18 protein-coding genes and 2 pseudogenes are annotated in these 25492 nt (G+C 60.6%); 13 read left to right on the top strand and 7 right to left on the bottom strand.

Annotated features, from left to right (window positions below):
• Nucleotides 1–108: 108 nt before the first annotated feature.
• A complete protein-coding gene (gene lipA / locus ACVWZU_RS01085) occupies nt 109–996 on the top strand; it encodes a lipoyl synthase (RefSeq protein WP_414413025.1) in 888 nt (295 codons plus the stop codon).
• Nucleotides 997–1087: 91 nt separating this feature from the next.
• On the opposite strand, the gene ACVWZU_RS01080 is transcribed toward lipA, so the two are convergent.
• Both ACVWZU_RS01080 and ppsA read right to left on the bottom strand, forming a co-directional pair.
• Nucleotides 1088–2362, bottom strand: coding sequence for a dihydrolipoamide acetyltransferase family protein (locus ACVWZU_RS01080; RefSeq protein WP_457442914.1), 1275 nt, complete (start codon nt 2360–2362; stop codon nt 1088–1090).
• Between the two features lie 81 nt (nt 2363–2443).
• A complete protein-coding gene (ppsA, locus tag ACVWZU_RS01075) occupies nt 2444–4909 on the bottom strand; it encodes a phosphoenolpyruvate synthase (protein WP_457442912.1) in 2466 nt (821 codons plus the stop codon).
• 325 nt (nt 4910–5234) lie between these two features.
• Between ppsA and ACVWZU_RS01070 the strand changes: the two genes are divergently transcribed.
• From ACVWZU_RS01070 to ACVWZU_RS01045, 6 genes and pseudogenes are all read left to right on the top strand, one after another.
• Nucleotides 5235–6188: an RluA family pseudouridine synthase gene (locus ACVWZU_RS01070; RefSeq protein WP_414331111.1), complete on the top strand. Its 954-nt coding sequence runs from the start codon at nt 5235–5237 to the stop codon at nt 6186–6188.
• Nucleotides 6189–6478: 290 nt separating this feature from the next.
• Nucleotides 6479–7657, top strand: coding sequence for a transaldolase (locus ACVWZU_RS01065; RefSeq protein ID WP_457442910.1), 1179 nt, complete (start codon nt 6479–6481; stop codon nt 7655–7657).
• Nucleotides 7629–9188: pseudogene (locus tag ACVWZU_RS01060) on the top strand (cobaltochelatase subunit CobN); the annotation flags it as partial. The gene ACVWZU_RS01065 and the pseudogene ACVWZU_RS01060, both read left to right, overlap by 29 nt.
• 50 nt (nt 9189–9238) lie before the next feature.
• Nucleotides 9239–9550: a DUF2605 domain-containing protein gene (locus ACVWZU_RS01055; RefSeq protein ID WP_457442908.1), complete on the top strand. Its 312-nt coding sequence runs from the start codon at nt 9239–9241 to the stop codon at nt 9548–9550.
• A complete protein-coding gene (locus ACVWZU_RS01050) occupies nt 9550–9813 on the top strand; it encodes a DUF2973 domain-containing protein (RefSeq protein WP_414344596.1) in 264 nt (87 codons plus the stop codon). The genes ACVWZU_RS01055 and ACVWZU_RS01050 overlap by 1 nt, the downstream gene beginning before the upstream one ends.
• Nucleotides 9814–9878: 65 nt before the next feature.
• Nucleotides 9879–10304: a GerW family sporulation protein gene (locus ACVWZU_RS01045; RefSeq protein WP_457442906.1), complete on the top strand. Its 426-nt coding sequence runs from the start codon at nt 9879–9881 to the stop codon at nt 10302–10304.
• Between the two features lie 5 nt (nt 10305–10309).
• Here the strand turns inward: ACVWZU_RS01045 and ACVWZU_RS01040 are convergent, their stop codons facing one another.
• The 3 genes from ACVWZU_RS01040 to ACVWZU_RS01030 all read right to left on the bottom strand — a co-directional run bounded on the left by ACVWZU_RS01040 (nt 10310) and on the right by ACVWZU_RS01030 (nt 16551).
• Complete coding sequence (locus ACVWZU_RS01040; protein WP_457442904.1) at nt 10310–13753, bottom strand: AAA family ATPase; 3444 nt, start codon at nt 13751–13753, stop codon at nt 10310–10312.
• A gap of 270 nt (nt 13754–14023) precedes the next feature.
• Nucleotides 14024–16288: a single-stranded-DNA-specific exonuclease RecJ gene (gene recJ / locus ACVWZU_RS01035; protein WP_457442902.1), complete on the bottom strand. Its 2265-nt coding sequence runs from the start codon at nt 16286–16288 to the stop codon at nt 14024–14026.
• Nucleotides 16289–16383: 95 nt separating this feature from the next.
• Complete coding sequence (locus ACVWZU_RS01030; RefSeq protein WP_083757636.1) at nt 16384–16551, bottom strand: hypothetical protein; 168 nt, start codon at nt 16549–16551, stop codon at nt 16384–16386.
• Between the two features lie 178 nt (nt 16552–16729).
• On the opposite strand from ACVWZU_RS01030, the pseudogene ACVWZU_RS01025 reads away from it, so the two are divergent.
• The 4 genes and pseudogenes from ACVWZU_RS01025 (at nt 16730) to ACVWZU_RS01010 (ending at nt 20015) form a co-directional block, all read left to right on the top strand.
• Nucleotides 16730–17653 (top strand): annotated as a pseudogene (locus ACVWZU_RS01025) (IS630 family transposase).
• Nucleotides 17643–17966 (top strand): hypothetical protein, encoded by a 324-nt coding sequence (locus ACVWZU_RS01020; protein WP_457442900.1) that lies wholly within the window; start codon nt 17643–17645, stop codon nt 17964–17966. The pseudogene ACVWZU_RS01025 and the gene ACVWZU_RS01020 overlap by 11 nt, the downstream one beginning before the upstream one ends.
• A gap of 24 nt (nt 17967–17990) precedes the next feature.
• Nucleotides 17991–18632, top strand: coding sequence for a hypothetical protein (locus tag ACVWZU_RS01015; protein ID WP_457442898.1), 642 nt, complete (start codon nt 17991–17993; stop codon nt 18630–18632).
• A gap of 255 nt (nt 18633–18887) precedes the next feature.
• Nucleotides 18888–20015 carry a DNA polymerase III subunit delta' gene (locus ACVWZU_RS01010; RefSeq protein ID WP_457442896.1) on the top strand — a complete coding sequence of 376 codons (1128 nt, stop codon included), beginning with the start codon at nt 18888–18890 and terminating at the stop codon, nt 20013–20015.
• Here the strand turns inward: ACVWZU_RS01010 and ACVWZU_RS01005 are convergent.
• Both ACVWZU_RS01005 and ACVWZU_RS01000 read right to left on the bottom strand, forming a co-directional pair.
• On the bottom strand, nt 19999–21342 hold the full coding sequence (locus ACVWZU_RS01005) for an ATP phosphoribosyltransferase regulatory subunit (protein WP_457388616.1): 1344 nt from the start codon (nt 21340–21342) through the stop codon (nt 19999–20001). The genes ACVWZU_RS01010 and ACVWZU_RS01005 overlap by 17 nt on opposite strands.
• 49 nt (nt 21343–21391) lie before the next feature.
• Nucleotides 21392–22462 (bottom strand): isochorismatase, encoded by a 1071-nt coding sequence (locus ACVWZU_RS01000; protein WP_457442894.1) that lies wholly within the window; start codon nt 22460–22462, stop codon nt 21392–21394.
• Between the two features lie 306 nt (nt 22463–22768).
• Here ACVWZU_RS01000 and ACVWZU_RS00995 point away from each other — a divergent pair, with 306 nt between their 5' ends.
• Nucleotides 22769–24151 carry a nicotinate phosphoribosyltransferase gene (locus ACVWZU_RS00995; RefSeq protein ID WP_011432726.1) on the top strand — a complete coding sequence of 461 codons (1383 nt, stop codon included), beginning with the start codon at nt 22769–22771 and terminating at the stop codon, nt 24149–24151.
• 132 nt (nt 24152–24283) lie between these two features.
• Entirely contained in the window at nt 24284–25420 is a 1137-nt protein-coding gene (gmd, locus tag ACVWZU_RS00990) for a GDP-mannose 4,6-dehydratase (protein WP_414344822.1), read from the top strand.
• The last annotated feature ends 72 nt before the right edge of the window (nt 25421–25492 follow it).

Below are 25492 nucleotides of genomic sequence, written 5' to 3'. Positions count from 1 at the left end.
CTAGGGATCAATTGGGCCGGGAAATTGGCTTTGTCCAAATTCAAGGGGGCCAAATGACAGGCTAAGCTGAGTGATACCGTCGCCGCTGTTTCGTGCTGGAGCGCTTCTTTGACTGTTGTTTCTTCTGGTAGCAAACCCTCCTGGCTGCGGGCCAAGGCCCCTCAACGGGTGGGATCCGTCAAACAACTGCTGCGGGACTTGGGCCTAAACACGGTTTGCGAAGAGGCTTCCTGTCCCAACCTGGGGGAGTGTTTTGCCAACGGCACCGCCACCTTTTTGATCATGGGCCCGGCCTGTACCCGCGCCTGCCCCTACTGCGATATCGACTTCACCAAACGCCCTCTGCCCCTGGATGCCACTGAACCCCTGCGGGTGGCAGAAGCAGTGGAACGCTTGGGATTGCGCCATGCGGTGATTACGTCGGTGAATCGGGACGACCTGCCCGATGGGGGAGCCAGCCAGTTTGTGGCCTGCATTGCGGAAATCCGCCGCCGCATGCCCCAGACCACCATCGAGGTCTTGATCCCAGACCTATGTGGTAACTGGCAGGCGCTGCAGCAGATCTTGGCCGCCCGACCGACGGTGCTCAACCACAATACCGAAACGGTGCCCCGCCTCTATCGCCGTGTACGCCCGCAAGGGAACTACGAGCGCTCCCTCAAACTGTTGGAGTTGGCACGGCAATGGGATCCCGGCCTGTACACCAAGTCGGGGGTGATGTTGGGTCTGGGAGAGACAGCCGAGGAGATCTTGCAGGTGATGCGGGATCTGCGCCGGGTGGGTTGTGACATCCTCACGCTCGGCCAATACCTGGCGCCCAGCCCCAAACACCTGCCGGTGGAGCGCTACGTTCCCCCCGAAGAGTTCGACCATTGGCGACGGGTGGGAGAGGAACTGGGCTTTTTGCAGGTGGTGTCTTCGCCCCTAACCCGCAGCTCCTACCATGCCGAGGCTGTGCAAGAGTTGATGCAGCGCTTTCCCAGGAGGAGCTCCTGAGCGCTGGGGCCTCGCCGGCTGCCCGACCTTGTGGGTTGCGCGAGAGAAGACCCCTACTCTGAGATTGGCTCAAGGCCGGGTTTCAGGGCGGCTACAACGTCAGGGATCCCACCTTGTGCTCTATGAGCTGCGCCAGATCTTGCAGGAAGGCCGCTGCATGGGCGCCGTAGATGACACGGTGATCGCAGGTGAGGTTCACCTGCATTTGGGAACGGATGGCAATGGCTTTTTCCGGCGTCGCCACCACCGTGGGGCGAGAAGCGCCGATGGCCAAAATGGATCCCTGGTTGGGCGGCAAAATGGCATCGAAGCGATCCACCCCAAACATGCCCAGGTTGGAGAGGGTGAAGGTGCCGCTGGTGTACTCCTCTGGCTGCAGTTGCTTACGCCGCGCCCGCTCCACCAGATCCTTCCAGCGGCGGGAGATCTCATACAGATCCAGCCGGTTGGCTTGCTTTAGGACAGGGGTGATCAGCCCGCCATCCTCCATGGCCACGGCCACGGCGATGTTGATATCCGATTTGTAATGGATGCCGTTTTCTGTGTAGCTGGCATTCAAAAGGGGATGCTTCTCCAGGGTCAGGGCCACCGCTTTGACCAAGAGGGCCGTCAGGGTGACTCCTTTGGGCTTCACCTGTTGGTAGAGGTGATCCAGGCTATCGGTGGTGATGGTGTAGCCGACGTGGAACACTGGCACGCCCAGGCTGGCGTTCATATTGCGCACCACCGCCGCTTGTAAAGTGCTGAGGGGAACCGTTTCTCCCAAGGGGACAGCCGCAGGAGTTGGGGACGTAGGGGCTGGGGCAGAGGGGGCAGCCACTGCAGGAGCGGAAAGGGCCGCTGCCCGCTCCACATCCTCGGCCACAATGCGGCCCCCTGGTCCAGAGCCGCGCACGGTGCGCAGGTCGATCCCCAGGCTTTCCGCCAATTTTTTCGCCCGCGGGGAAGCCACGACCCGCTGGGATCCGGCGCCATCCGATCCATTTGGCAGTGTAGAGGTGGGGGTTGCCGCAGGGGCAGGACTTGTCGGCTGAGCTGCAGAGGCGCGGTCTGCGCTAGGTGGAGCCGCAGGGGTAACGCCAGCAGCGAGGGCTTTGGCTTTTTCCTGAGCTTGGGCCACTTCTGCCTCGCTTTCGGCAATCAGGGCGATGGGCGCGCCCACCGGGGCCGATGCTCCTGCCGGAATGAGGATGCTGGCCAGGATGCCGCTGTGGAAGGACTCCACGTCCATGTCCGCTTTGTCCGACTCCACCACCAGGATGTTTTCTCCTTTCTCCACGCGGTCGCCGGGGTTTTTCAGCCAGGTGACGATCTTGCCCGTTTCCATGGTGGAGCTGAGGGCCGGCATGGAGAGTTCGTGGATCATCGATGGGGATGGGAACACAGCAGAAGAGATTGTAACTCAGGAGACGGGATCCCCGCGCACGTCTCTGGGCCGGCTTTGGGCTCACCGGGTGCCAGCCGCTTCTGCTTCGGCCACCACCAGCAGGGTTTTCAACAGGGAATCGGGGTTGAGGCTGATGGAATCGATCCCTGCTTGCACCAGGAAGCGGGCGAAGTCGGGGTAGTCACTGGGGGCCTGCCCGCAGATGCCGATCTTGCGGCCATGGCTTTTCACCGTCTGGATCACCTGGGCGATCATCCGCCTGACGGCCTCGTTGCGCTCGTCAAAAAGGTGGGCCACCAGGGCTGAGTCGCGATCCAGGCCCAGAGTGAGCTGGGTGAGGTCGTTGGAGCCGATGGAGAAGCCGTCGAAGATCTGGCAAAACGCGTCGGCCAGGATGACGTTGCTGGGCAATTCACACATCACGTACACCTGCAGACCGTTTTCTCCCCGCACCAGGCCATGGCGGGCCATCTCTTCCAGCACCTTGTGCCCCTCTTCCGGCGTGCGGCAGAAGGGGATCATCAAGATCACGTTGGTCAGGCCCATCTCATCCCGCACCCGTTTCATGGCCCGACACTCCAAGGCAAAGCCCTCGCGGTAGCGGGGATCCGTGTAGCGGGAGGCCCCCCGCCAGCCAATCATGGGGTTTTCCTCGTGGGGTTCGTAGCGGGATCCCCCCAACAGGTGGGCATACTCGTTGCTCTTGAAATCCGACAGCCGCACGATCACCGGCTTGGGGTAAAAGGCGGCAGCAATGGTGGCCACCCCCTGGGCCAGCTTGTCCACAAAGTACTCCGGCTTGTCGGCATACTGGGCGGTGAGCTCTGCCAGGCGCGGCTCCTCTTTCACCGCCTGCTCGTAGTTGAGCAAAGCCAGCGGGTGGACCTGAATGTGGTTGGCAATGATGAACTCCAGCCGCGCCAGCCCCACGCCATCGCAAGGGATCCCGCTGAGGCCGAAGGCTTTTTCGGGGTTGCCCACATTCATCATCAGCTGGGTGCGGGGACGGGGCAGCTCCTCCAGCGGGATCTCCGTCACCTCATAGGGCAACAGGCCCGGGTAGACCCGCCCTTCTTCCCCTTCAGCGCAGGAGACGGTGATGGGCTCGCCGGAACGGAGCACCTGCGTGGCGTTGCCGCAGCCCACAATGGCCGGGATCCCCAGCTCGCGGGCGATGATGGCCGCATGGCAAGTTCTGCCCCCCTGGTTGGTGACGATGGCGCTGGCCTTTTTCATGATTGGCTCCCAGTCGGGATCCGTTTTTTCGGTCACCAGCACCTCGCCGGCCTGAAACTGATCCGAGCGGCGCACATCCAAAATGACGCGGGCTGTGCCCTGGCCAATGGCCTCGCCTACGGCCCGTCCCCGCACCAGAGGCTCGGGCTGCGCCCCAGGCTGGGTGAAGCGATAGGTGGTCAGCTGGTTGGCCCCTTTTTGCGACTGCACCGTTTCGGGGCGGGCCTGGACGATAAACAGCTCGCCGGTGATCCCATCTTTGGCCCACTCGATGTCCATGGGGGTGAAGCGGCCCCGCAGCGCCGAGTAGTGCTCTTCGATCAGGCAGGCCCAGCGAGCCAGCTCCAGGACTTCCTCGTCCTTGAGGGCATATTGCCGGCGCAGGCTTTCGGGGACGGCCACGTTTTTGGTGGAACGGGATCCCCCCTCGTCGTAGACCAGCTTCAGGGCCTTGCTGCCCAGCTTGCGGGAGAGGATGGGGCGCAGTCCCTGCTTGAGGGTGGGTTTGAAGACCACGTACTCATCGGGGTTGACGATCCCTTGCACCACGTTTTCCCCCAGGCCGTAGGCGGCGGTGATCAGCACCGCATCTTTAAAGCCGGTTTCTGGGTCGATGGAGAACATCACCCCCGAGCAAGCCAGATCCGAGCGCACCATCTTCTGCACCCCCACCGAGAGGGCTACTTGAAAATGGTCAAAGCCCTTGATCTGGCGGTAGGAGATGGCCCGGTCGGTAAACAAGCTGGCAAAACAGTGGTGACAGGCATTGAGCACTGCCCGCACTCCACGCACGTTCAGGTAGGTCTCCTGCTGGCCGGCAAAGCTGGCATCCGGCAAGTCTTCTGCCGTGGCACTGGAGCGCACCGCCACATCGGTGTCGGGGCCGTAGCGCTCGCACAGCTTTTGGTAGGCTTCGGCGATGGCCTGCTCTAGCTGAGGGGGGAAGGGAGTTTGCAAGATCAAGGTGCGGGCAGCCTTGCCCCGCTCGCGCAAATTTTGGACATTCTCAATGTCTAAGTCTTTGAAAATCTCCTGCAACTTCTCCTCTAGGCCCGCAGAGGCAATGAACTGGCGATACGCATGGGCGGTGGTGGCAAATCCTGTCGGCACCTGGATCCCCTTTGAGGTGAGCTGCTGCAGCATTTCTCCCAAGGAGGCGTTTTTCCCGCCCACCTGGGCAACGTCCCGCAGCCCCACCTCCGTCAGGGGCAAGACCAAAGGCGGCTCTGAGCCAAGCTGGGGTTGAGAGGGTTGCTGAAGCTGGGATCCCCTGGTTGCTCCATCCGACATGCCTTACCTCCTTCTTAGATCCATTGAGCCAACGCCAATTGCTGGGGTGTGCTGTGTTGTCGGCTTGGGATCGCTCCCGGCTCTCCTATGCCAACACTCGGCCCAACTCATTCTTGGTGGGCCATAGCCTCACTCTAGTCAGGATTTTCTGCCCCTTAAAATTGCCCAGGGATCCCCCCAAGAAGGCTTAGAAGGCGATGAGACAAGGCAGATCCCCCCACCACCTGCCTGCGGAAGTTGCTGCAAATCTTCGACCTTTTTTACTCAGTGCAAAAGTAGCCGGGCTGCCACAATGGTCAAAGAAGGCAATTTGGGCAACAACGGCATGGAGGGCCACAAGGAGGCTGCAGCAGACATTCGCCAGATCAGGGTGACGGAAAAACAGCAGGGCTTGCGGCTGGATCGAGGATTGGCAGAGCAACTGCCGGAGCTGTCGCGGTCGCGCCTGCAGCAGCTTATCCGCCAGGGCCAGGTTTGGCTCAATGGGCAGCCCTGCCGGGATAAGGATCGCCCCCTGCAAGCTGGGGATGAAGTCGAGGTGCGGATCCCGCCAGCCACCCCGACTGCCCTGCAGCCGGAGCCGATCCCCTTGGACATTCTTTACGAAGATGACGATTTGCTTGTGATCAACAAGCCCCGCGGTTTGGTGGTGCACCCCGCCCCCGGCCACGCCAGTGGCACCCTGGTGCACGCCCTGCTGGCCCACTGCCCCCATCTTTCAGGCATCAACGGCGAGCTGCGTCCAGGTATTGTCCATCGCCTTGACAAAGACACCACTGGTGCCCTGGTGATTGCCAAACACGATCAGGCCCACCAGCACCTACAAGCCCAGATCCAGGCCAAAACCGCCCGGCGCATCTACTTGGGGGTGGTGTTTGGCCGGCCGGCCCAAAGCCAAGGCACCGTCTCTGCCCCCATTGGGAGGCACCCGGTGGATCGGCAGAAAATGGCCGTCCTGACCCCTGGCCAAGGGCGAGTGGCGGTAACCCACTGGCAAGTGTTGGAGCGGCTGGGCAACTACACCCTGATGCAGTTTGAGCTGGAGACCGGGCGCACCCATCAAATTCGGGTGCATGCTGCCCACATGCGCCTACCCATTGTCGGGGATCCCCTCTACACCCAGAGCAAAACCAGCCCTGTTAAGCTGGGCGGCCAAGCTCTCCATGCCTGGAAGCTCTCCTTTGTTCACCCGCGCACAGGCCAGCCGCTGCAGTTTACCGCTCCCCTGCCGGAGGAGTTTGAGCGGCTCTTGCGGCAGTTGCGCAGCCAGGCGGGCTAGGCAGCCTCTGGGGTTTCCCCCTTGCTTTGCCTGGTCATTGCAAACGGCTGTGGAACAGCTGGTTGGTTGATCCCCAGCTCCCCTCGCCCGCAAGGGGTGAGGGTCAGCGGCGAAGGGTCTTCATCTTGTTTGAAACGAGTATGCCCAGTTGTCCCCACACCCGTGGGGGTGAACCTGGCCAGAGAAGAGAATTAAGACAATCTCACATCTGCTGGGATCCCTTGCGTGGATGGGTAACACTGGGACTAGGTCGCAGAAGCGGCGCGTAGCGCAATCTCAAGGAGCCGAACATGAGCAAGAGCTTGCTGGAGCAGTTGCGAGAGATGACCGTCGTGGTGGCTGATACGGGGGATATCAACGCCATCGAGAGCTTTAAGCCTCAAGATGCCACCACCAACCCCTCATTGATCACGGCTGCAGCCCAAATGCCCCAGTACCAGGGCATTGTCGATGAAACCTTGCTCAAGGCCCGCCAAGAGGTGGGATCCAAAGCTGAGCCGAAAGCCGTGGTGGCCCACGCCATCGATCAACTGGCCGTGGCCTTTGGCGTGCGCATTTTGTCCATCATTCCTGGCCGGGTCTCGACGGAGGTGGATGCCCGCCTCTCTTACGACACAGAAGCCACAGTTGCCAAAGCCCGCCATTTGATCGAGCTCTACAAGGCGGCAGGAGCGGATCCCAAGCGGGTGCTGATTAAAATTGCCTCGACTTGGGAAGGGATCCGAGCTGCCGAGATCCTGGAAAAAGAAGGGATCCACTGCAACCTTACCCTGTTGTTTGGCTTGCACCAAGCCATAGCCTGCGCCGAAGCGGGGGTGAAGCTGATCTCGCCCTTTGTAGGCCGCATCTTGGATTGGTACAAGAAACACACGGGCCGGGAGAGCTACCCTCCTGCCGAAGATCCGGGGGTGCAGTCGGTGACCCAGATTTACAACTACTTCCGCAAATACGATTTTCCGACGGAAGTGATGGGGGCCAGCTTCCGCAACATCGGGGAGATCATCGAGTTGGCCGGCTGCGATCTCCTGACCATCTCGCCCGCCTTGCTGGCGGAGCTGCAGAACACCGAGGGTTACCTGGAGCGCAAACTGGATCCGGAAAAAGCCAAGCAGATGGATATTCCCCGCCTGGTGATGGACAGAGCCACCTTCGACCAGATGCACCGGGAAAACCGCATGGCCTCAGAAAAGCTGGAAGAAGGGATCCAGGGCTTCTCCAAAGCGCTGGAGGTGCTGGAAAAACTGCTCACCGAGCGGCTGCAGAAGCTGGAGGGTGCCAAAGAAACGATTACCCACGCCGCCCAGGATGTCTTCCGCCTCTACGACTTGGATGGGGATGGCTTCATCACCCGCGAGGAGTGGATGGGGGCAGATCGCGTTTTCGATGCCCTGGATACCAACCAAGATGGCAAAATTACCCCTGAGGAAATGTTGGTAGGGCTGGGGGCAGCCGTTTACTTGCGGAATTAGCCAGCCCGCTTGGAAAAACCTCCGACCAAGCCCTATGGGCGAGAACTTTCGTCGCATCGGAGATGGGGTGGCCGCCCTGGAGGCGCAGGCCCGCCGCTGGATTGCCCAGCGTTTGCAGGGGATCCCTTACGATCCGCCGCCGGGGCCAGCGGCCAGGCAGGTGCTGCATTGGATCGAGACGGATCTGCTGCCGCGCCTGCAGCAAACCCCCCAGGAGCTGAAGAACCTGCTGCATGGGATAGGGGGCGGCTATGTGCCCAGCGGCCCTTCCGGCGCCCCCACCCGAGGCCGAGTGGACGTGTTGCCCACGGGGCGCAACTTTTACTCGGTGGACATTCGCGCCATCCCCACCCCCACCGCCTGGCAGGTCGGCTCACTGGCCGCCGAGCGGCTGGTGGAGCGCTATGTGCAAGAGCAGGGGGAATATCCCCGTCGCCTGGGCCTATCCGTTTGGGGCACTTCAACTCTAAGAACTGGCGGCGACGATTGGGCCGAGGCCCTGGCGCTCTTGGGGGTCAAACCCCGCTGGGATGGAGGACGGGTGGTGGACATCGAGATCCTGCCTGTAGCGGTTTTGGGCCGCCCCCGTGTGGATGTAACCTTGCGCATTTCTGGCTTCTTTCGCGATGCCTTTCCCAATCTGATTGCCCTGTTTGACCGGGCCGTGCAGGCCGTGGCTGACCTGGAGGAGCCAGAAGCCGACAATCCCCTGCGGGCCCACGTGCTGGCCGATACCCAGTACTGGCAGGAGCAAGGGATCCCAACGCAAGCAGCGGCGGAGCGGGCGCGGCTGCGCATCTTCGGTTCCAAGCCAGGGGCCTACGGGGCCGGCCTACAGGGGCTGATCGAGGCGCAAAACTGGGAAACAGAAGCGGATCTGGCCCGCGCCTACCTCAACTGGAGCAGCTACGCCTACCGGGCCGATGGCGAGGGAGAGCCGGCCCCCGAAGCCCTGCGGCGGCAATTGGCCCACCTGCAAATTGTGCTCCACAACCAAGACAACCGCGAGCACGACCTGCTGGACTCCGATGACTACTACCAGTTTCAAGGGGGGATGGTGGCGGCAGTGCGAACGCTCCAGGGCCGCAACCCGCGGATTTACTTCGGGGATCACGCCCGTCCCCACAACCCTAAGATCCGCACCCTGGCCGAAGAAATTGACCGCGTCTATCGCGCCCGCGTGATCAACCCCAAGTGGATTGCCGGCGTGATGCGCCACGGCTACAAGGGCGCCTTCGAGATGGCTGCCACCCTGGACTACCTCTTTGCCTACGACGTCACCACCCATGCTGTGCCGGATTTCATGTACGCCGGCCTGGCCCGCGCCTACCTATTGGATCCCCAAGTCCAGCAGTTCCTGCGATCCTACAACCCTTGGGCGCTGCGGGACATGAGCGAGCGGCTGCTGGAAGCCCACCAGCGGGGCTACTGGCAAGAGCAGGCCCTGGAATTGCTGCCTCAGATCGAAGCCCTGATGCTGGAGATGGAAGCCTACCTGGAATCCCGCTCTCCCGTGGCGAGAGAAGGTTAAGTTCTGCTAAGATTTTTTCATCCAAACCAGTTGTGGAGGGATCCCAGGCCATGAGCAAATCTGAGCTGTTGCGAGAGATTCTGGGGCCACTGTTGGAGGACTACCGCTACTGGTTTGAGCGTTCTCGCCGCTTTTTGCAGGAAGAGACCCTGGAATTTATCAGCCCAGAGGAGCAACAGTCCTTGCTGGAAGAGGTTTTGGCTGCCCAGGCGGAGCTACAGGTGGCCGAAGCGCTTTATCAGGCGTCCGATCAAGAGGTTGGCATCGACCCTGGGCTGATGGCAAAATGGCATCGCCTGCTTATGAAATGTGCCGAATTGGGCCGTCAATTTCGCCAGATTCACCCCTCCCCCGACCTGTAATGCTGCAGATTCTCTACCTCATCGCTTTTGTGGCCATTGCCTTTTTGGCCCTGCGCAACTTGGTTACCAATGTCATCACACTGGGCGTGGAAGAGCGCAAGGCCTCTCCTCGTCGTGCCCGCAAGCGGATCCCTCACCCAGAGCTGCTGGATGAAGATGGCAACCTCACCGAGGAGCCTCTACTGGTGATTCGCTCGGCCAGCTTGGAAGAAGCTCGCAGCCGTTTGGAAGATCTCTATTCCGGCTCGCCGGACGAAGATTAGGGGAGTTTCTTGGGCTTTCTCTCTTGGGCGTGGCTGCACTAGCCTGGGAAGGTACTGCGCGCCATTTGCCCGAGCGTCTGGTGGGCGAGTCAACGGAGATGGGATCCGACTTCAACGTGGAATCGGTGCTGGAGGCGGTGCTCGGCAAGCTGAAGGTTTTGGCGGAAACGGGACAAACCTTTGGTCAGCCGATCACTATTGGTGAGACGATTATTGTCCCTTACATGTCCTTGCATTTTGGCTTGGGTGGGGGAGGGGGTAACTTTGGAAAGACTGCTCCTGGCTGTCGCGGCAACGGCGGGGATCCGGCCAGTCTGTTCGGGGGAGCGGGGGGTGGGGTGCGCATCGAGCCGGTTGGCTTTCTGGTGATCCGAGGCGAGCGGGTGGAGCTGCTGACCACCGCCCAGAAGCCCGACCAGTGGAACCAACTCAGCGAGACTCTGGTGCCCCTGTTGCAGCAGTGGCTGCAAAATCGTGCCGGCAACTCCTGAAGGGACTAGCCGCGAATGGAGAGGCGGGATCCCTGGGGAGAGGGTTGTACCTCAATGCGGCGGGGGAAAGCATCCTGCAGGCTGGGGATGTGGGTAATCACCAAGATGCAGGCAAAGTCCGGGGCGATGGCGTTGATGGCAGCCAGCAGTTGGGCGCGCCCGGTGGCATCCTGGGATCCAAACCCCTCGTCGATGATTAAGGTTTGCAGGTCGGATCCCGAGCGCTGGGTGAGCAGGCGGGACAAGGCCAGGCGAATGGCGAAGTTGATGCGGAAGGCTTCTCCACCGGAGTAAGTCTCGTAGGGGCGGGTGCCGTGGGGATCGGCAATGAGAATGTCGAGGGTGTCATAGGGACTCCGTCCCGCTACGGAGGACAGCTTGGCCGGTGAGCAATAGCGTCGCCCGGAGCGCTGGGTAACCAATTGCAGGTGCAGGCGGTGTTGGGTAAGGCGGGCCAGGATCTGGTTGGCCTGGGCTTCCAGCTCGGGCAGGACATTTTCGACGATCAGGGCGGGGATGCCGTTGCGGCCGTAGGCATTGGCCAGCTCTTGGTACACCTGCTGCTGGCGGCGGGCCTGTTGCAGTTGCTGTTCCAGCTCGGCCTGTTCCGCCTGCTGTTGAACCGCCTGTTGTAGCCGTTGTTGGGCGGCCCCTATCTGAGACAGCACCTCATCCAGTTGCCGGCGGCGCTCCTGCAGGGTTTGGCGGATCCCTTCCAGCTGAGCAGGCAAAACCTCGGGATGCTCCGCCAGTTGTTGCTGAAGCCGTTCCAACTCTTGGGTGGCCTGGGCAAAGTGCCGGCGGCTTTCCTGTAGGCGTTGGGATAAGGCTTGGGTGCGGGCTGCCACCTCCGGCAGTTCCTGGCGGGCCACCTGTAGGGCTTGCAGGCGCACCGGCCAGAGTTGCGCTTGGGCCAGTTCGGCTTTCACCTGCTGGTGCAGGGATCCATCGTAGCCCAGGTGGTTTAACGCCTGTTCCACCTGAGCCAACCGCTCCGCCAGGGGAGAATCCGATCCCACTGGCGGGACGGAGTCCTTGGATCCCACCTGTTGCAGGGTTTCCAGTTGTGCCTGTAGGGAGGCGATTTGCTCCCATAGGTGAGAGCGGCGCTCCTGGGCCTTGCGGAGTTCCTGAGAGCGGCCCAGTGCCCAGCGCCAGCGCTCCAGTTCTCCTCGTTGTAAGGCGTGCTCGCGCTCGTCATAGCCCAGTTGTTGCAGGGCCTGCTGGATCTGCTGGAGCTGTTGCCGAGCTTCTTGAGCGTAAGCTTCCCGGTCGAGGATTTCCCTCAACTCTGCCGCTTCTGCTTGCCAGAGCTGGATTTGCCGGCGGCGTTCCTGCTCGGCTTCCCACTGCTGTTGCAATCGCCCTTGCAGATGCAGGCGCTCATCCCAGGTGGCCAGTTCTTGGCTGAGACGGCGGTATTCTGCTTGCAAGAGTTCAATCTCCCGGTCGGCCACCGCCAGTTGTTCGCGGATAACAAACAGTTCGCCGGCAATTTCCTCTTGACGCTCGCGGTGTTTTTTCAGCACCACATCCCGCAGGCGCGGGCTGAGGGGACGGGCGCAGAGGGGGCAAGTCCAGTTGCGACGGCGTTGCGGAGCCATAAAGCCGGATCCCTGCGGCTCTGCTGTCGGCGTTGCAGGGGATGGCTCGGCAGGCTGGCCGACAGAAGATAGGGCCAGGGATCCCTTCTCTTGTTCGGCTGTCTCCTCGACAAGGGCCGTCACCCTCGCCAAAGTGGGGATGGGGCGGCGCTCTCCCTGATCTTGTTCGCCTCGCGGAGCACTTTGAACGGGAAACGCCTCTTGACCTTCATCCCAGCTGGTCACCAACAGGCGGCAGCGTTCTTCCTCCTGTTGCCACTGTTGCTGGAGAACCCGCTGGCGTTCCTGGAGCTTTTGCACGAACAGCCGCCGTTCTTGGACTTTTTCCAACACCCGCTGCTGGTAGAGACGCCGTCGCTCCAGCTCTGCCAAGGCGGCCTCTCCTTCGGCGATTTTCTGCTCCAGTTGCTGCTGCTGTTGGGCTAGAGTTTCCTGGCTTTGTAGTTGCTGGCTGAGAAGCTGAACGCGGGCTTGCAGGCGTTCCCGCTCGCGGCGGATTTGCTCTTGCCAATGCTGTTGCTGCTGGAGAAGGACGGCGGCTTGAGCTTGGGCTTGGTTCAGGGCCTGGAGACGCTCTTGAGCTTGCTGGTAGTGGCGCAGGCCGATTTCGATGCGCTCCTGTTCTGCCAGCAATTGGGCATCGGCTTGGGCCTGGGCTTGGCAGGTGGCCAACTCCTGTTGCAGCCGTTGCATCTTGCGCAGTTGCTGCTGTTGCTGCTCTGCTTGCTGGGCTTGCAGCTTTTGGCGTTCTTGGAGCAGATGCTGCTGTTGCTCGAAGAGGTGGTGGAGATGGCGATCTTGGGCCATCAGGGCTTGGTAGCGTTCGTAACCCGCCAGGATGTCTTCACTCTGGGCGATCAGCTCTTCCAACTGGAGCAGGTGCTGTCGCTGGGCACGCCACTGTTGCTCGGTGTGCTGTAGGTTGGTGCCGAGCTTTTGCAAGTGTTGGGTAAGGTGTTGGTGGCGCTCCTGCAGGATGCAGCGATGTTCGTAGAGGCGCTCTAGGGCTTGCAATTCCTGCTGTTGCTGGGCTAGGAGCTGCTGCAGATGAGTTTGCCGTTGTTGGAGTCGCTCCAGCTCGGCTTGGATTTGGCCAACGTGGGCCTGTTGTTGGTTGAGCTGCTGCAGGCGCTCTTGGAGCAGATCGGCTTTGAGTTTGGCACTGCGCGCCTGTTCCCGGCAGCGGTCGGCCAGCAAATCGTACTGCCCCAACTTGAGCATGTCGGCCAAGATCTGCTTGCGCTCGCCAGGACGCTTCAGGGTGAAGGCATCCGCTTGTCCTTGTCGCAGATAGGCAGAGTGAATAAAGGTCTCGTAGTCGAGGCTGAGCTGACTTTGAATGGCCTGTTGGGTGGCGCGCATGCCGCGGCGGGTTAGGCTGCGCCAGCGAGGTTGGCCGTCGGTTTCTCCGGTTTGAATTTGCCACTCCAGGGATCCCTCGCCCGATAGATGACGGCTGCGCAGGATGCGGTAGGTTTGTCCTCGGGAGCGGTAGATCACCTCTACCCAGGCTTCGCTGGCCCCCTTGCGGATGAGATCGCTGTCATTGCTAGCCCGGCTTTGCCCCCAAAGGCCCCAGGTGAGGGCATCGAGCAGGGCGGACTTGCCTGCCCCATTGGGGCCACAGATACAGGCAGTATGGATCCCGCGCAGATCCAAAACGGCGTGAGCGTAACAGAGAAAATTGTGCAAGGTTAGGCGAACCGGGATCACGGAAAACTCTGAGGGGCTCTGGTTGCCAGAAAAAATGAGGTTGAGCCATTTGATCCAGAGTATCGCGTCAGCGGTGGGGAGCAACAATGAGGAGTGAGAAGTGAGGAGAGAGGAGTGAGGATACTGATACATTCACGCTGAACTCTCCTGAACATGGTTCAGGAAAGAAGCGATCGCATCCTGCCCATCTCTGAGCAGGAAGGCGGTATCCCGCAAAGCCCTGAGGAATACCCCCCGAGCGCTTTCCCCCTTCACTTCCCGGCAACCGTTGCGGTGGACTCAAGGATCAGGGGGAAACTTGGTCTACTATATCCCTCTCAATGACTTTTGCCAAACCGCCTAAAGCTCAGTAAATTCAGCAAAGTTCAGGGTTTTGGGGGTTAGAGGCATGCTCCCTTCTCACTACTCTCCGTTCTTTTCTCTTTTCTCTCTTGTCTCTCTTGAGAGGGGATCCGGTCGCAGCAGCCGCTGACACAGTTGGGCAATCTGGGTGGGGCTAGCCTCATCCAGCCAGCGGTGAAAGGCTTGGGATTCCTGAAGGCGGCCCATCAGCAAGGTGGGGATCTGCTCCGGGCCGTCCAGTTCCGCCAGCCATTGCCGGGGAAAGCCGGTTGCCGCAGCCAGATCCTCGGGATCCCGTCGGCCTGCTTGCCACAGCGCTTGCAGTTGGGCAATCTGCTGGGGGATCTGCTCCCAGGGGGAGGCAGAAGCGGCCAGGATCAGGGTTCGGGGCTGTACCTGTTGCAGCAGTTGTGCCAAGTCCGCCGGTAGCCAGGGCCAGCGGGCCAGTACCAGCTCTTTCCCTTTGGGTGGTGGAACAAAGTTCTCGGCCTCCTGCCCGTCGTAACAGATGGCCCCCTGCTGCGAATCCGGCAGGGGTTTCTGCCGAAAATCTTGGATCTGTAGGCGAGGGGCGGAAATGGTGGGTGCCTGCCACTCTCCCGCAGGGCGCACCGCCAGCACTTTGCCCTGCCAAGGCTGTCTGCCCCGGTCATCCGCTTCCAACTGGAGGGCGATGTCCAAAGCTTGGCATTTTTGCCAACGCTCCAGCTCTTCTCCGGCCTGCCAAAACCACAGAGTACGGGATCCCGGCGAGCCTTGGAGTTCAAACTTGAGGTGGCGGCCATTGCGGGAGACTCCCAGGTTGGAGCTATTGGGACGGAAGTTCATCAAGGCAACGACGGGGTTGGGATTGCCGTGCCCAAAGGGCTGCAGAAGCTGCAATTGCCGATACACCTCATCCAGCTCTGCCACCCCATCCCGATCCTGAGAGACCAGTAGCTCCCAGTCGAGGATAATCTCCACCGCCAAGGCGCGAGCCTGCTGATCCGGGCTAACCCGCGCGGCCAGCTCCCGCTGCAACGCCAGTTGCACAGTGGCCAGGCAAGCCAGATCCACTTGGATCCCGGCGGCCATGGGGTGTCCGCCTCCCCGCCGCAAGAGGGGGCGCACGGCCTCGATGGCCTCCACCAGGTTCACCCCTGGCAGGGAACGACCCGACCCATGGCCCAGCCCTGTGGCTTCGTCTTTGGCAATCAACACCGTCGGGCAGCGGTACTGCTCCACCAAGCGCGCCGCCGCGATCCCCAGAACCCCTGGGTTCCAGCCGGCTTCCGCCAGAACAATGGCTCCTTCCCGGGTCAGATCCAAGCTCTCTACCTGTTGGCTGGCCTCTTGGATCACTTGCTGGGTGAGCTGCCGGCGCTCTTCGTCAAGGGCAACAAACCGTTGCACCAGCGCCTGGGCCCGCTCTGGATCGGAGGTGGTCAGCAGCTCCACTGCTAAGCTGGCGTCTTCCAAGCGGCCAATGACGTTCAACTTGGGGGCGATGCGAAAAGCAATATCCTGGGTTGTCGGCGACCTCTGGAGCTGGCCGTTGCTAACCTGGGCCAGCAGAGCTCGCAACCCCGGGCGCTGCGTACTGGCCAGCACCGGCAGGCCCCGCTGCACCAAGTAGCGGCACTCCCGCTGCAACACCGCCACATCGGCCACAATTCCCACCGCCACCAGATCCAGGTGCTGCTCGACACCAGGGATCCCTAGGGCTTGGTAGAGCGCCTCCGCCAACTTGTAGGCCACTCCCACCCCCGGCAAGAAGCGCAGCGGATGTTCAGCCGGCAATCGCAAGGGGTTGACCACCGCATAGGCAGCGGGCAAGGGATCCGGCAGCATGTGGTGATCCGTCACGATCACGTCCACCCCCTGGGCTTGGGCCATGGCAATTTCGGCAGCATTGCCTACCCCGCAATCCACCGTCAGGATCACTTGGCAGCCCTGGGCCAGCACCTGCTGTAGCCGTTGAGGATTGAGCCCGTGCCCCTCGGTGCTGCGCAGCGGTATGGAGAACTGGACTCGGAAGCCCAAGGGTTGTAACGCCGAGAGCAGGAGACTGGTACTGGTGACACCATCGCAGTCAAAGTCCCCCCAAATGCACAGGGTCTCTTCCCTTTCCCGTGCTTGCAGCAGCCGCGCCACCGCCTGCTCCAGATCCGGCAGGGATGCTGGTGGTGTGGGGGAATAGTGTTCGGGATCCGCGAAGGCCCGCGCTTGCTCCCAAGTGTGCAGACCCCGCAGGGCCATCACCTTGGCCGCATACTTGCCGTATTCCCGGCTCAGTTGCGGATTGAACTGGGGGGGAGTGGGCAGCAGCTCCCAGCGGTATTCCATGCAAGCTCGACAGGGATAAAGGTTCCTAGGAGCCTATCAAAAACTGCCTGGGGAGAAAAGCAGCTTGGGATCCCCAAGAAGGCCTGGTGACCTGCTTATTGACAGCAGTGAGAAGCCACACAGCAGGCGGAAGGGTGCTCGTGATTGTGGGTGGCACAGGCTTCGCTGCAGTAGAGTTGGCCTTCGTAGCGATAGCCTTGGCTGCTCTCGAAGCTGCAGTTGCAGTGTTCACAGGCGCAACGGACAAGGGTGCTGGCAGACATGATTTTCTCTCCTTCTTTCTCGTTTTTTCCTAGGGATCCTCTTGTCGAAGATCCGCGTCTCTACACCCTAGCGGTTGCTCAGCAACGATGCTGAAACAAGAATCAGAATCATTTTTGGCACTTCACCGATTACAGCCTATGAATTAGGATACAAGTATCCAAGAGAAAAGAGAGATATATACCAACCTATTTGTTAGATTTATCCCAAAGAGTTGTGGCAGCTTATCAGGCAGGCAAGACCTCCACTCGCCAGGTAGCGGAACAGTTCATGGTAACCCAAAGAACACTGCACCACTGGGTGCATCAGTATCAACAAACTCAGGATTTATCCCCCAAGAAAGTCGGCACAAAGCGAGTAGGTATTCTGGAACAACACCGGCAAGAAGTTATGACGGTCATTGAAAGGCGCCTGAACTATTATCCGTGGTAGTATCAAGAACTGCTACGAGAGCAACTGGATACTGATGTGAGTGCTGTTACGATAGACAACTTTTTAAAAAAGCGAGGAATGACGCCAAAAAAGAATTACCGCAGTGTAAAAATCAGAGAAGAGGAGGTGCAAAGGCAACAATTAGCCTATAGCTAAGAAGTCAAGAATATACCAGTGGAAGATATAGCTATTCTAGACCAGACAAGGGTGTGAGAGGCAATGGAACGGAGGGGTATCTCGGAGTTTACGCAGTCAAAGAGCTTACAGTTACCGTCAGAGATGCAAAGGGAAAAAACATAAGATTATTGAAGCTATTTCCTGGAGAGAGGCAGTAGGCTGTTGTGTTATCAAGGGTGGAGTGCGGAAGAGCAATTTTCTGGAGTTTTTGCAAAGTGACTCATGTCCGGAATTGGATGCGCGGAAGGTGGTGATTAGAGTTCGGAAGTGGAGGGTTTGATTCAAGGAACAGGTGCGCGGATCATAGACCTGCCTGTGTATGCACCAGAGTTGAATCCGATTGAGAAGATGTGGTCGGTATTGAAGCCTTTTATCCGGCAGTTTTCCAGAGCCGGGAAGTATGGGATGGAGCAGATAGCAGAGACCTCTTGACTACTCATCAATCCATTCTGCTTCCGAAGTTGGTTTGCTAGGTGTTGCTACTGTGCCCCTTGATTCCTTAACAGGCTGTACTGCTCCATTGCAGCAGAGCCAAGCCCTGATCCACCAGCTCAGGGCAGAACGGGCCGAGGCCGACCAGCGCATTGTCCAACTGGAGGGATCCCTGCAAGCCCGCCAAGAAGCCTTGGAGCAAGCTCAACAACAACTGAAAACGATGGGATCCCGCCTCAGCGCCCTTCAACAGCAGCAGGCCAACTTGACGGTGGAACTGCGAGACGCGCGAGAGCTGCTAGCGGCCTATCGGCAGAGCCTGGAGTCCCTGCAAGAGAATCTCAAGATTGAGCAGAAAAGTGCTCCGCACCGCTAACGCGATCGCAACCGTCTGCTGCAGGTGAGTTACGAACAGCAAAAGCTGATCGCCGAGGCAGCGCAGGCTCAGTTGAGAGCAGCCAACTTCTCTGGTTCAACCGCCAAAGATGAGCCAGCACGTTCGCGTGAGCGAAACACAGTCCTTACGAGGAGACTGGAGGAACCTGCGACCGATGCCGGGGAGCTTCCCGCCAATTCTGAGGACACGCCGACGGATCCTTTGCTGGCGGAACTCACCCCCTGGGCCAGGCATCTGTTCCAAAACTTGCAGGCAGCGGGCTTGCTGGATCGGCCCCAGATCCAAGACATCCTCAGCCGCTGGCAACAGTCGGGGGGCAAGCTGACCGCGGTCATTGGCGAGTGTACCGGCCTGAAGGCAACCACGGTCGCGGTAGCGGTGCGGTTCCCGGTAGGGTGCCGGAGGCATAGCACTTTCAAGTTCTTTGCGGATGGGGGGTATTCTGCCCGTTTGTCGGGGTGCCGCATGGTGGGAGAGTTTCTCAGGGCTGCCGACTTGTTGGCTGCTGAAGTGCTGGAGTCCTTGCCGCCGATGGATGAATCTTCGCCCCACTGGGGGGATCCCTTGGTGGAGCGGGGGTTATTGCGACCGGAGACGCTGCAGTATTTTCGCAAACATTTTCTGCCAGCTTCTGCCAACGGTTGACCAAAAAAACTGGGTTTAGCGCTCCGCCCTTGAGGGCGGCTTTGTGTTATGGTGCCGGTTGAACTCCGCCAACTTGAATAGGGCGCAGTGTCAGCAGGGAAAGTATCTGGGAGTTCATCCCAGTGGTTGGGGTCATGGCATCCCTCATCATTGGCAAGGGCGGTGTAGCCCAGGAAGTAGGAATCATCCTGCGACCTAGAAGGAATTCTTGCCCTTTAGGGCAGGAAGAAGGTCAACTCGTCCTCTCCTGCTGAGATGATGCAACGACTCTGTCCGAGTAGCGCGAATGGAGTTGCAGCCGCCGAGACCGCTGACCGGGTGAAGGTCTTGCCTCCGCAGCACATTGTCGGGCAGGAGATGGCGGCACGACTGCTTGTGGCGGCCCTGGAGAAGGGGCGGGTGACTTCCAGCTACTGCTTCTTGGGCCCCCAAGGGGTGGGGCGGAAGCTGATGGCCCGTTGGTTTGCCCAGGCCCTCTTGTGCGAATCCAGCTCCGGGATCCCTTGCGGCAAGTGCTCCCACTGCCGTTGGCTGCTGGCGGGCAACCATCCCAATCTCCACTGGGTCAGCCCCACCTACCTGCACCAAGGCCGCCTAATTGCGGCAGACTCCCCGGAGGCGCAAACCTTGCAACGGCGCTCGCCGCCCCAAATTCGCCTGGAGCAGGTGCAGGGGGTATCCCGCTTCTGTGCCCGCAAGCCGATTCGAGCCCAGCGAAAGGGCTCCGCCCCGCTAAAGGACTCCGTCCCGCTTACGCGAAAGGACTCCGTCCCGCTTACGCGATCGGGAGCGGTGGTGGTGCTGGAGGGAGCCGAAACCTTGGCGGAAAGCGCTGCCAATGCTTTGTTGAAAACCCTGGAGGAGCCAGGCCCAGCCCATATTATACTCATCGCCCCCCAGGCGGCCTCGCTGTTGCCGACGCTGTTGTCCCGCTGCCAGATGGTGCCTTTTCGCCGCCTCAGCCCAGAAGAGGTCGACCGGGTGCTGAGTGGGTTGGGTTGCCCAGATCTGGCAGGGATCCCTCGATCCGAGCTGATTGCCTTGGCCCAGGGCAGCCCCGGCTTGGCCTTGCTGGCCCACCAGCACCTGCAGCAGATCCCGCCGTCGCTCCTTGAGGAACTCAAACGTTGGCCCTGGCACTCTTCTCTCCAGCAGGCATTGGAATTGGGCAGAGCGGTGGCCAGTTTGGAGCTGCCGGCACAACTGTGGCTGATCGATTATTTGCAGCAGCATTTTTGGGCACAGGGATCCCGTCAGCCGTTTGCGCCAGGGGTGCAGAGGGCCATCCGGCAGTTGGAACGCATTCGCCAACACCTGTTGCAACTGGTGCAGCCCCGTCTCTGTTGGGAGGTCAACCTTGCCAGCATTAGCCCGGGTGGGTGATGTGGTAGCTGCCGTCGGCTTGTACCCAGGCGATCTCCGGGATCCGACATTGGCGGGCATAGGCTTCGATCTCTTCAGGGGCCCGATCCAGCAATTCCAGCTCCACCGCCTCCGTTCGCGTCAGCGGTGCGGTGCACTCTTCTCGCCAGCGGGCGGCCAAGGCCAGCGCCGCCGGGATCCCTGCCGGCACCAGGGGCACCACCAACCGTTTGCAGCCCATCTCCTCGGTTTGGGGATCGGGGGGCAAGAGCCGCAGCAGCGTATCCGGCAGAAGGGTAAAGCCAATCCCCGGCTGCGAGGATTCCGTGCCGCCGCCAGCGCGACTGGCCTGCTGAGGGCTGTAGAGGGCGTACAGCCGGTCGTAGCGCCCCCCCAGAGCAATGACCTCCCCGCTCGCCACCGCCTGAAAAACGATACCGGTGTAGTAGGCCAGGGTTTGCAACAAGCTCAGATCCAGCACCACCCGCACCCCATGTTCCTCCAGCACCTGGCAGAGCTGCCGCAGATCCCGCAGCCGCTCAGGCGGCACAGGCAACTGAGCCAGGTCAGAAAGAACTGAGCCGGGCTGGCCCCGCAGCCCCAGAATCTGCAAGCCAATCTGGCGGGCGGCTTCCGGCAGAGGGGCCGATTCCAGGTAAACGTAGTCGAGCTGGGCAATGGCACGGCGCACTGCCGCTTGAGCCGTGGGGGCAACGGCGCTGAGCAAACTCTCGGTGAGGCTGACATCTCCCAGCAGCAGCGTCCAGGCGGCCTCCGTCCCGTTTACACAAGAAGAGATGCCGATCGAGCGAATGCAATCGGCCAGCAGCAGCAGAATCTCGGCATCTGCCAGCCATCCCCCTGCCCCGATCAGCTCCACTCCGGACTGAAAAAACTCCTGGCTACTGTAGGATCCCTCCTCCCGCCGGCTGTTGCGAAAAACGCTGCCGTGGTAGTAGAGCCGCAACGGCAAAGGCCCACCGGCTAGACGGGTGGCTGCCGCCCGCACAATGGAAGCAGTGAACTCGGGGCGCAGCCCCAGCATCGTCCCTTCGCCATCCCGCAGTTGCAGCACCGACTCAGCGCGGATGGATCCCCCCGCCAGCAGCGTTTCCAGCCGCTCTAGGGTGGGAGTGATGATGCGCTGGTAGCCATGGCGCCGGAAAACCCGGGTCAGCTGAGCCTCCAGCTTCTCCCGCCGTTGTACCTCCCGCGGCAGGAGATCCCGGGCACCGCTGGGGGGGCGCAGGCTGCTGGAGACGGTGGAACTGGCCTCAGGGCGGGGATCCCAAAAGTGCTCCGCACCGCTACCGCGAGAGTGCTCCGCACCGCTACCGCGACCGTACACAGGGCTGCTCCAGCAGAGGATCCTGCTGCATCATACCGGATGTTGGAGGTCAGCTGGGATCCCGGGGAAACTCAGGCCACTCCCAGATGGGATCCGTGGAGCGCACTCGGTGCATTCCTGCTTCCGCAAAGCGGGCGAAAGCGGCCTCCGCCTGTTCGCTGAAATCCACAACGCCGGGGATCACCACCGCCGAGGTGCAGTCCTCCAGAAGATAAACTTTCTTGGCCAAGCTGGGATCCGTGGCTTGGATTTCCTGCAGCAGGTCACTCACCGTCCAGGCCACGCAATGGCTTTTGGCTTGGCCAGCCACGATCAGGGCGTCAAACTGCAGCAGGTGGCGGATAAGAGGCTCATTTTTCTCGTCGATGGGATCCCCTTCCGGCCCAGTCAAGACCTCCGGGCTAAGCACGGAATAATTTTCCGTCAAGGGATTGGCTCCCTTGAGCTGCAGGCTGGGCTGGCTGCAGCGGGCCATGCTGTGAAAGAAAATCGCCTCCTCCACCGCTGGCACCAGGGCATGGCCAATCCCCCCCAGCATGGAGTGGTAGGGCCAGACGATGAGGGGATATTTTCCCCCCTGCTCCAACTGCTCGGCGTAGTGCAGAGCGTAGACCTGCAACCGCGTCAGATCCCCCTGGGTGAGGTTGGCAGCCATGGCGGGGTTAACCCGCCAGCGTCCGCAGCGGATATCGGCTGCCGAAATGGCCGTGGCCGGCTCAGGATGGGCTCCCTGCGCGTCCACCCAAAAGACGGGGTGGAAGATCTGCATGGCCGTGTGGGTGTCGAGAGTGGCAATGATCTGGGTGAGGCAAGCCAAATTGCGGTAGATGAACTGACAAAGCCGTCGATTGTCTTCCACCGCTCCCAATCCGCCGGAACCGGCCACAAACAACTCAAAGCCGGGAATGCAAAAGGTGTTCTGCACATCAATGAGCAGCAAGCCCACCCGCACCCGATCCGCCTCTGCCGGCGGGATCCCTTGCTCCTTGGCCCAGAGCTCGGCTTCTGCTGCCCGCTGTTGGTAGGGCACGCGCCAAATCTCTCCCACCCGCTCCGGATCAAAGTGGGGGGGAAGGCCCGCTGGAGCCTTAACAGTTAGCTCCTGTAGAGTGGTATGCATGGCGTTCTTCCGGTGGGGGCTGGATTGACCAGGCTTGCACCCGCTCGATAGAGTTGGACGGGTAACACTTATGGTTGGTTTCACTATAAGTTGGGGGCAAGATTTTGTCCAGATGGCCGCCTGTATTTCTGGCTGAGTTTGGGTTTGGTGTCTTGTCGAGGCCGATTTTTAGGGTTTTTTGGGGTTGTGATGCTTCTGGTGGATCCCTACAAGCAGCCTTACTTATGGTAAGTTTCACTATAACCTTCGCAACAGCTCTCTGCTCGATCCCGCCGTTCCCCACTGGCTTCTGCCCCGAGGTTTTTCATGTTGAGCCCTGATTTCTCGTCGTTGCGGCCCCAAGACTATGGCCTGCTAACCGACCTGTACCAGTTCACCATGGCCGCCTGCTACGTGGGGGAAGGGCTAGAGTCTCAGCCCGCTGCCTTTGAGCTGTTTGTGCGGCGGCTGCCCACCGACTATGGCTACCTAATCGCCATGGGGCTCACCCAGGCAGTGGACTATCTGCAGCAACTGAGCTTCGCCCCCGAGGCTTTGCGAGCGCTGCGGGAAACGGGCATTTTCGCCGATGCGCCGGAGCGCTTTTGGGAGCTGCTGGCCCGCTGCCGATTTGAGGGGGATGTGTGGGCGGTGCCGGAAGGAACCGCCATTTTCGCCAACCAGCCCCTGTTGCGGGTGGAAGCCCCCCTCTGGCAAGCCCAACTGGTGGAAACTTACTTGCTGTCCACCTTTAACTACCAGACCCTGATCGCCACCAAGGCGGCCCGTATGCGAGATGCAGCAGGGGATGAGGCCATTTTGTTGGAGTTCGGCACCCGGCGAGCTTTTGGTCCCCAGGCGGGGCTGTGGGCAGCCCGGGCGGCTCTGGCGGCAGGGTTCAATGCCACCTCCAACGTCTTGGCAGCCCTGAAATTGGGGCGCAAGCCGGCAGGGACCATGGCTCATTCCCTAGTGATGGCCATTGCTGCTCTCTCGGGAGACGAAACCCGCGCCTTTCAATCCTTTCGGCGCTACTTTCCCCAGGCTGCGCTGCTGATCGATACCTACGACCCCATCCAAGGGGCGCGCACGGCAGCCCAGCTCTTTGCGGCCAGAAGCCCAGATCAACTGGGATCCCAGGGGGAAATCGGCGGGGTGCGCATCGACTCGGGAGATTTGGAAGATCTCTCTCGCCGGGTGAAACAGATTTTGCCTCAAGGAGCCCCGGTGTTCGTCAGTGGGGATTTGGATGAATACGAGATCGAGCGCCTACATCGCTCCCAAGCCCCCATCAGCGGCTATGGAGTGGGCACCCGCCTGGTAACTGGAGAAGGCGTAAACGGGGTGTACAAATTGGTGGAAATCAATGGGATCCCAGTGGCCAAAGCTTCCTTTGCCAAAGCCACCCTTCCCGGTCGCAAGCAGATCTTTCGCGGCCCTGAAGGAGACTTGTTGGGCCATGCTGACGAGCCCCCGCCTCCTGGCTACGAACCGCTCTTGCGCAAAGTTATGGAAAAAGGGCTGCTGCTGGATCCCTTGCCGGATCTGGAAGCCATTGCCCGCACCAGCCGCGCCTCTGTGCTGTGCCTGCCCCAGGGAGTGCGACAACTGCGCCAGCCGGATCCCTGGCCCACAGCCCTGACTGCCGCTTTGCAACGGTTGAAAGACCACACCCTTGGCCAGGAATGTGCCTCGGCGGGCCCTGCCTGAGGAGAAGGAGTCCCGCTGCACTATAATGTTCTAGCTTCAAGGTCTCCGCTTTGAGGTTTGAGTTTTGCCATTGGACTTGAGCCTCAGGCCATTTTGATTTTTGGTGTTTTCCTAGTCTTTGCCCCCAGCTCTATGACCCAACGTGCCCTAATTACCGGCATCACCGGACAGGATGGCTCCTATCTGGCCGAGCTGTTGTTGAAGAAAAACTACGAAGTTCACGGCATCATCCGCCGCGCCAGCACCTTCAACACCGACCGCATCGACCACATCTACGTGGATGCCCACAACCCCCAGGCTAGGCTATTCCTTCACTACGGGGATCTCACGGATGGCACCACCCTGCGCAGGATCCTGGAACAGGTGCAGCCGACGGAAGTGTACAACCTGGGGGCCCAATCCCACGTGCGGGTGAGCTTTGATGCGCCGGAATACACCGTCGATGCAGTGGCCATGGGCACGCTGCGTCTTCTAGAGGCCATCCGCGACTACCAGCAGCGCACCGGGATCCGGGTGAAGTTTTACCAGGCAGGCTCCTCGGAGATGTTCGGCCTAGTGCAAGAGATCCCGCAAAAGGAAACCACCCCCTTCTACCCGCGCAGCCCCTATGCCTGTGCCAAGGTGTACGGCTACTGGCAGACGGTCAACTACCGCGAAGCCTACAACCTCTTCGCCTGCAACGGTATCTTGTTCAACCACGAAAGCCCACGGCGAGGGGAAACCTTTGTAACCCGCAAGATCACCCGCGCCGTCAGCCGCATTGTGGCCGGCAAACAGGACAAGCTCTACCTGGGCAACCTGGATGCCAAGCGGGACTGGGGCTACGCCAAAGACTACGTCGAGGGGATGTGGATGATGCTCCAACAACCCCAGCCGGATGACTATGTGCTGGCTACCGGGGAAACCCACACTGTGCGCGAGTTTGTGGAACGGGCCTTCGCGCTGGTGGGCCTGCCGATTACCTGGAAAGGCTCCGGCCAAGCCGAACAGGGGTTGTACAAAGACCAAGTGTTGATCGAGATCGATCCCCGCTACTACCGCCCAACCGAGGTGGATCTGCTGTTGGGGGATGCTTCAAAAGCCAAGCGAGTCCTAGGATGGGAGCCCAAGGTGAGCTTCCCGCAGTTGGTGGAGCTGATGGTGCTGGCCGACTTGGAAGCCATCGGCCTGGATCCGGATCCCATCTTGGGGGAACGGCGCACCCTCAACGGCTTGCTTAGCGAAGATCGCGCTTTCATCCGCACCCAGCTGGGGGTTCACTACGACTGACAGGGTGAATACAACGGTGGAGACGGGATCCCAAAAGACAGCCTTGACCCCTTGTCCAAAGCAGGAACTAAA

The sequence above is a fragment of the Thermostichus sp. MS-CIW-26 genome, from assembly GCF_054059115.1.
The sequence above is the reverse complement of the archived record's forward strand: the minus strand, read 5'-3'. Positions and strand labels throughout refer to the sequence as shown.